Origin of the sequence: uncultured Empedobacter sp. (assembly GCF_937930195.1) — a bacterium.
GTDB classification, from domain to species: Bacteria; Bacteroidota; Bacteroidia; order Flavobacteriales; family Weeksellaceae; genus Empedobacter; species Empedobacter stercoris.
Genome location: NZ_CALGVK010000114.1, coordinates 1 through 7696, shown reverse-complemented (window position 1 = coordinate 7696; position 7696 = coordinate 1). Strand labels below are relative to the sequence as shown.

The following is a 7696-nucleotide window of genomic DNA, read 5'->3' as shown; positions in this document are numbered from 1 at the left end:
GCAGCTTTTGCTTCTGCTTCTTTCTTTTCAGCTTCTTTGAGTTCTGAAATTTTGTTAATGACTACTTCACCGGAAGCTTGCTTTTGTTTAGCATCAGATCGGAATTCATTAACTAAAATATCGTAAGTTGGCACATCGATTTTAGAGTTCGGATTTTTCTCTACAGTTTTACCTTTCCCTTCTAAAAAGTCAACAGCTCTATCTATTGATATATTTAATTCTTTTAATACTTTACTTAATCTTATTGTTTCCGACATATGAAGCTAATCTCTTATTTTATTGTTTGCAAATGTATGAATTGTTTATGACTTGAGTATGAATTAATCTTCAAACTCTTCTTTTAACACACGAATAACGTCTAAGATTGTCTCTTCTTCTAAATCCGTACGTTTGATTAAGTCATCCACATCTTGTTCTAAGATACTTTTGGCTGTATCTAAGCCGATAGCACTAAATGCTTCGATTACCCATGCATCGATTTCGTCTGAAAATTCTGATAATTCTACGTCTTCGTCTTGGGCTCCTTCTCTGAAAATATCAATTTCCATTCCAACTACCTTAGAAGCTAAACGAACATTGTACCCCCCTTTACCAATTGCTTTCGAAACTTCGTCTGCATTTACATAAACTAAGGCTTTGTTTGTTTCTTCGTTAATTTCGATATTTGAAATTTTAGCTGGGCTTAAAGCTCGTTGAATGTATAAACTTTGGTTGTTTGTGTAGTTGATTACGTCGATATTCTCATTACGTAATTCGCGTACGATTGAATGGATACGAGATCCTTTCATTCCAACACAAGCTCCTACTGGATCGATACGATCATCATAAGATTCTACTGCTACTTTTGCTTTATCTCCAGGGATACGAACTACATTTTTGATGGTAATTAATCCGTCTAAAATTTCTGGAATTTCTTGTTCAAATAATTTCTCTAAGAATTTTGGTGATGTTCTTGATAAAATAATTTGAGGTTTTGCTCCTCTTAATTTTACATCATCTACAACAGCACGTAATGTATCTCCTTTTCTGAAAAAATCTGATGGTATTTGATTTTCTTTTGGTAAAATCATTTCGTTTTGCTCGTCATCCATTATAATCACTTGTTTGTGACGTACATAGTGGATTTCTCCCGTAACTACTTCTCCGATTAAACCTTTAAATTTTTCGTATAAATTAGAATTATCATGCTCCATTACCTTAGAAACCAATGTTTGGCGCAAAGTTAAAATAGCACGACGTCCTAATGCTTCGATCGGAATTTTTTCCGATACTTCTTCACCTACTTCAAAATCTGGCTCAATTTTACGTGCTTCAGACAATTCGATATCTGTTGCATCGTCTTCAGAAAAACCGTCTTCTACAACGATACGGTTATGCCAAATCTCTAAGTCTCCTTTATCAGGATTTACAATAATATCAAAGTTATCATCTGTACCATATTTCTTTTTCAAAACACTTTTCAATGTTTCTTCTAAGATGGCCATTAGCGTGATACGATCGATATTTTTATCGTCTTTAAAATCTCCAAAAGATTCGATTAATGCAAGATTGTCCATTAAACTTTATTTTTTTTAAAAGGTGACTTTTATTATCGCTTTCTTAATGTCAGCGTAATTTATTTTTTCTTCGTGTTCTACTGTAATTTTTCCTTTTCCTAATGGCTTCGGCTCGCGTGCTTCCCAAAAAACTGTAACACCTTCATCATCGGCCTCTACAATTTCGCCTTCTATCACTTTATCATTTAATGTAGCTTCTAATGTTCGACCTACATTTTTTACAAATTGACGTGGCATGGTTAATTCACTACCTACTCCAGGAGAAGAAACTTCCAACGCAAAATCACACTCTTCTCTATCAAGATTGTGTTCTACATGTCGGCTTATTCTTACAATTTCTTCGACTGAAAGACCTTCGTCTCCATCTGCTAAAATAATAATTTTATCATCTGGAGTGATTTTCCAATCGATTAGAAACAATGACGGATTCTCCGCGATTGCTTCATCTATTAGCTGTTTTACTTTATTTGAATCCATATACAACGAAAAAGAGAGCTATAACCAGCCCTCCTCCATTTATTTCTTTAAATTCTCTGCAAATATAGGTCATTTTTTTTTATTGACCTAATTTCAATCATTTAATCTATTTAATTCATGAGTTGATAAACGAATATTCCAATAAAAATTAAAGTCAATATCACGTCATACCCCGTCGTTAAAATAAAGCCTGTAAATGAACCAAATGCAGATTTTAAAGCAGATTTCGGGTTTGAGGCACTCAAAATTAATTCAGCCAATAGAGCTCCCAAAAAGGGTCCAATGATAAAACCTACCGGAGGAAAAAATAATCCGACAATTAACCCAACAACAGAACCCCAAATGCCATACTTCGTTCCGCCGAGTTTTTTGGTCATATAAATGGGTAATAAATAATCTAAAATAGCACCTATCAAAACAAATGAACCTGCAATAATTATTGTTCCCCAACCATAGCTACAATCTCCACTAAATTTAAACACTAACAATCCCACCAATGCCAAAGGTGCTCCTGGTAAAACTGGCAAAACTGTTCCAACTAACCCAACAACCAGTAAAATTCCACTGATAAGATTTAGTATACTATCGTTATCCATATTTTTCTGTATTTTTAAAACTGTAAATTTGCAAAATAAAATCTATTTAAAATTCAATTAACAGCTTATGCAAGATAAATCTTTTTACGAAGAAATTTCTGATGGTGTAAAATATTTTTTCAATCAATACTTCAAAATTGATCTGTCTGAAAATCTGTTCACTTTTTTAGAAGTTGTCATCTGGATCGCAATTCTATTTATATTAGATTTTATTCTGAGAGCGATTATTCTTCCTTTTCTCAAAAAAATAAAAAACTTCACCGAAAACGATTGGATGAAATCTTTGTACCGAAATAAAGTATTCGTTTCGCTTATTCATCTTATTCCAATCAGTTTTGCTTTAAGTATGAATCAAATTTTATTTAGAGATGACGGAAATGTATATATTGTTATTCAACGCATTACAGAATTAATCTCTTTAATTGTTTTCACTCAACTTATTTTTAGAGTAATTAATACAATAATAGATATTTACAATGTAGAAAATAGTTATACCACAGTTGGCGTAAGAACTTTTGGTCAGATGATGAAATTTATGATCACATTTTTCTCGATTATCTCTGGAATAATGATTTTATTCACCGTTGACAAAAACACAATTATTACAGTACTTGGAGCCTTAACTGCAGCGGTATTATTAATTTTTCGTGATGCTATTTTCGGATTCGTTTCTGGTTTACAAATTTCTTATTCTAAAATTGTAAAAGTTGGTGATTGGATTACAATTTCGAAAGGTGATATTGAAGGTATTGTAAAAGAAATTAACATCAACTTGGTAAAGATTGAAAAGTTTGATAAATCGATTGCGACTGTACCAACAGTGGATTTAGTTTCCTCTCAGGTAACCAATCATATGCCTATGATGGCAACAGGTACGCGCCAAATAAAACGTTCAATTTCATTTAATGTTAATTCGTTTCAATTTTGCAATGAAGATATGTTAAACCGTTTCGAAGATATTGCTTTAATTCACCAATATATTCAACAAAAAAGACATGAAATTTCGATTTACAATCAAAATATCGAAAATTCTGATCTTGATATCAATGGTAAAAACTTAACCAATATTGGTGTATTTCGCATCTATGTTGACTGTTATTTGAAGAGTTTAAAAACTGTATCACAAAAGGACCCAATCATCGTCAAACAATTACCTGTTTCGCCACTTGGAATGCCTTTGGAAATTGGTTGTTTTACGACTTCAGCGAATAATTTAGAATTCGAACGAATTCAATCCGACATTTTCGACCATTTATTAACAGCTTGTCGTAAATTTGACTTGGAAATTATGCAAAGCTTTTCGCTTTCTGACTTTAAAAAATTATAATATAAAAATCATGACTAAATTAAGTGTTAACATAAATAAAATTGCTACTATTCGTAATGCGCGTGGTGGAAATACGCCAAATCTTGTAGAAGCAGCTATTAAAATTCAAGAATTTGGTGGACAAGGTATTACGATTCATCCTCGTCCTGACGAGCGTCATATTCGTTACCAAGATGTCTATGATTTAAAACCTGTGATCACTACAGAATTTAATATCGAAGGAAAACCAATTGATAGTTTTATGGAATTGGTTTTAAATTCGAAACCAGAACAAGTTACCTTAGTTCCTGATGCAGAAGATGCAATCACTTCTAATGCTGGTTGGGACACAATCAAACATTTTGATTATTTGACAGATGTGATTAAAACGTTTAAAGATGCTGGAATCAGAACCTCTATTTTCTTAGATCCAAATCCTGCATTAATTGAAAGTGCTGCTAAAACTGGTGCAGATCGAATCGAATTGTATACAGAAGAATTTGCTACACAATATGGGTTAGGAAATCTTGAAGCGATTAATCCATACAAAGAAACCGCAAAATTAGCGATAGAAAATGGATTGGCTGTAAATGCGGGTCACGATTTGAGCTTAGATAACATCGAATTTTTTATTCGTGAAATTCCTCAAATTTCAGAAGTTTCAATTGGTCACGCACTAATTTCAGAAGCTTTGTATTTAGGTTTAGAGAATACCATTCAAGCATATTTACGTAAAATTGAAGTAGCAAATTTGTAGAAAAATGACAGAAATCTTACACAGTAAAATTGTTGGTTTTGGTGAAAAACATTTGTTGATTTTTCATGGTTTATTCGGACAATTGGACAATTGGAGTACATTGGGAAAACAATTTGGAGAGCATTTTACAACTCATCTAATTGATTTGCGCAATCATGGACGTAGTTTTCATAGCGAAGATTCGTCTTTAGCTGCCATGACGCAAGATATTGTGAATTACATGGAGGCTCATTCTATCGAAAAAGCTCATTTATTGGGACATTCTTTGGGTGGACGAATTGTTATCGATTTTGCTATGATTCATCAAAATAGATTAGATCATTTAATTGTCGCTGATATGGCTCCAAAAGCTTATCAACCTCATCATAATGCAATTTTTAAAGCCTTGAAATCTGTCGATTTTGATCAAGTTGAAACACGAAAAGATGTGGAAAAAACATTGGAACAATATATTCCAGAAATGGGTGTCCGTCAGTTTTTATTAAAAAACGTTTACCATGCTGATAATGGTCAATACACATTTCGTTTCAATTTAGACGTTTTGGATAATTTTTACCAAGAAATGATTGGAACAGATTTATTAAAAGGTGAATTTGATGGACCAACTTTATTTTTGGGCGGCGCAAAATCAAATTACATTATGCCAGAAGATGAAATGATCATTTGCGAACGTTTTCCGAATGCAGAAATCAAGAAAATTGCAAATGCAGGACATTGGTTACATGCAGAGAATCCGAAAGATTTTACAACAGAAGTTTTAAATTTCTTATTGGATAAATAATAATAGAAAAGCGAAATTCGATGTAGGGTTTCGCTTTTTTTTAAAAAAATAAACTTAGTAAGTCATTCTAAACTTCTCGAAGCGCAAAATCACATCAAATTTAAATCTCTCTAAACTTTTCTACATCAAACTTTATCAAATCATTTGATTGAAGTTTTTGATTAGAAAAAGTCAACAATTCTAAATTTTGATAAGCAAAACGAATTAAATAATCTCGTCCTTGAAATTTAGATGAAATCACTTTTCCTTCGAAATTTCCATTAGCTGAAATAACAATTTCTTCGGGATAAACAACAACCGTAGAAGAGGAAACTATTCCCAAATCTTGCGAACGCTTTAACAGATTCACATAACCAAAAAGCTTGGCAACATATTCTGTTTTCGGAAATTCGCGCACGTTTTCTACCTCATTAAACTGAATCATTTTTCCATTCTGTAAAACTAAAATTTTATCCGACGTATAAAATGCATCATTCAAATCGTGTGTTGTAAAAATGACAGTAATTTGATGCTCTTTACACCAATCCATTATTTTTTCGCGAATGCTAAGTTTCAAGGTTTGATCTAAATTAGAGAAAGGTTCGTCTAATAACAAAATCTCAGGTTGTTGCGCCAAAGCTCTTGCAATAGAAACACGTTGTCGTTGACCACCACTTAATTTATTGGGTAAAATATGTTTAAACTCTAACATTTCAACCACCTTTAAGGCTTCATCAATTTGTTGTTGTTTCAATTCTAAATCAAAATTGCTTAAATGTTTCCCTACATTTTCACCGACCGTAACAAAATCTAATAAATCATAATCTTGCGCTACATATTTCATCATTTTATGACCTGGAATGATATTATAAGCTGGACCACGCAACTTTTTTTTATTATATTTAATTTCGCCTTTATCAAAATCAAACAAGCCATAAATCAGCTTCAGTAAGGTCGATTTTCCACTTCCACTTTCACCAATAATACTAATCACTTCCCCTTTATTAACCTCGAAATTAATATCATCTATTACTTGCTCTTCGAAATCTGGATAATTGAAACTGAGTTGCTTTATGTTTAGCACGATTAAATAAATTTTCTTATTTTTGGCTAAGGTATTTAGAATTATTCAATATTAAATAAATGTTTAATTATTTACTTTATTGATATAAGTCAATACAAACAATCAATTTATATTATAATTTTGTATAAAATTTAAAATAAGCAATATGAAAAAATTATTTTTAGGATTAGCTGTTGTTTCTGCTGTTGTATTAACATCTTGTGGAGGAAATACTGAAACTAAAGTTGCTACAGAAGCTCAAGAAGGAGCTACTGCATCTGAAGGAGCTGCTGAGTTTGCTGTCGACACGACTACATCTATTGTAAACTGGAAAGGCGGAAAAACTTTTGATGATATCAACAAACCAGAAGAAGGTCACTACGGAATCGTAAAATTACAAGAAGGAACTGTTAATGTAAATAACGGTGTTTTAGAATCAGGTAAATTTGTTGCTGATTTTACTTCTTTCGAATCTAAAGATTTAGACGCTGATGCTGAAAGCAAAGGAAAATTAGATGGTCACTTAAAATCTCCTGATTTCTTAGACGTTGAGAAATTCCCAACTGCAACTTTCGAAATTACAGAAGTAAAAGCAATTGAAGGAGGTGATTACAATTCAGAAATTTCTGGAAACTTAGATTTCCGTGGAGTTCCTAAAAATGTTACGTTCAAAGCTAATGTAACTGTTGATGCAGATGGTGTAACAATCAAATCTGAAGAGTTCGGAATCAACCGTAAAGACTTCGGAATTACTTTCGTTGGAGGAGCTGGATCTATCATCAAAGACGAAGTTTTATTACAAGTAGATTTATCTGCTAAAGCTGCTGCTGCAACAGAAGAAGCTGCAAAATAATCGGATTAAAAGTCAATCATTATTATAAAAGTCACCTATCCAAAATAGGTGACTTTTTTAGTTAATCACAGAAAATAAAAATTTCTTAACTATTTTTTGTGAAAATTAAATGAACTTAATTATATTCGTACTCATAATTAATAACATACATTAACAAAACAATGAAAACAATTAAGTTCTTCCATCCGGATGAAACATTTAATTATAATATTGAAAAATCTTTATGTAAAGTGGTTTTTCAAGGAAATAAAAAATGTTTGTTGGTAGAAATACATTCCACTGATGACTTAGAACATGTAGAAGGAGATTCGTTACAAAATGATTTTCC

Annotated in this window: 9 protein-coding genes; 4 read left to right on the top strand and 5 right to left on the bottom strand. The window is 32.0% G+C overall.

Annotated features, from left to right (window positions below):
- From Q0616_RS07055 to Q0616_RS07040, 4 genes are all read right to left on the bottom strand, one after another.
- On the bottom strand, positions 1 to 257 hold a 257-nt coding region (locus tag Q0616_RS07055), incomplete at its 3' end, for a hypothetical protein (RefSeq protein WP_298776085.1).
- Positions 258 to 320: 63 nt separating this feature from the next.
- Positions 321 to 1556 (bottom strand): transcription termination factor NusA, encoded by a 1236-nt coding sequence (gene nusA / locus Q0616_RS07050; protein WP_298776082.1) that lies wholly within the window; start codon positions 1554 to 1556, stop codon positions 321 to 323.
- 15 nt (positions 1557 to 1571) lie between these two features.
- A complete protein-coding gene (gene rimP / locus Q0616_RS07045) occupies positions 1572 to 2033 on the bottom strand; it encodes a ribosome assembly cofactor RimP (RefSeq protein ID WP_298776079.1) in 462 nt (153 codons plus the stop codon).
- Positions 2034 to 2143: 110 nt separating this feature from the next.
- Complete coding sequence (locus Q0616_RS07040; RefSeq protein WP_298776076.1) at positions 2144 to 2629, bottom strand: DUF456 domain-containing protein; 486 nt, start codon at positions 2627 to 2629, stop codon at positions 2144 to 2146.
- A gap of 67 nt (positions 2630 to 2696) precedes the next feature.
- On the opposite strand from Q0616_RS07040, the gene Q0616_RS07035 reads away from it, so the two are divergent.
- The 3 genes from Q0616_RS07035 to Q0616_RS07025 are packed head-to-tail and all read left to right on the top strand — an operon-like array spanning position 2697 to position 5473.
- Positions 2697 to 3956, top strand: a complete 1260-nt coding sequence (locus Q0616_RS07035; protein WP_298776073.1) for a mechanosensitive ion channel domain-containing protein — start codon at positions 2697 to 2699, stop codon at positions 3954 to 3956.
- A 10-nt stretch (positions 3957 to 3966) separates the two neighbouring features.
- Positions 3967 to 4692, top strand: a complete 726-nt coding sequence (locus tag Q0616_RS07030) for a pyridoxine 5'-phosphate synthase (protein WP_171623353.1) — start codon at positions 3967 to 3969, stop codon at positions 4690 to 4692.
- Positions 4693 to 4696: 4 nt separating this feature from the next.
- On the top strand, positions 4697 to 5473 hold the full coding sequence (locus tag Q0616_RS07025) for an alpha/beta fold hydrolase (protein WP_298776070.1): 777 nt from the start codon (positions 4697 to 4699) through the stop codon (positions 5471 to 5473).
- A gap of 100 nt (positions 5474 to 5573) precedes the next feature.
- Here the strand turns inward: Q0616_RS07025 and Q0616_RS07020 are convergent, their stop codons facing one another.
- Positions 5574 to 6536 carry an ABC transporter ATP-binding protein gene (locus tag Q0616_RS07020; RefSeq protein WP_298776068.1) on the bottom strand — a complete coding sequence of 321 codons (963 nt, stop codon included), beginning with the start codon at positions 6534 to 6536 and terminating at the stop codon, positions 5574 to 5576.
- Between the two features lie 145 nt (positions 6537 to 6681).
- On the opposite strand from Q0616_RS07020, the gene Q0616_RS07015 reads away from it, so the two are divergent.
- Complete coding sequence (locus tag Q0616_RS07015; protein ID WP_284583166.1) at positions 6682 to 7368, top strand: YceI family protein; 687 nt, start codon at positions 6682 to 6684, stop codon at positions 7366 to 7368.
- Positions 7369 to 7696 lie beyond the last annotated feature (328 nt).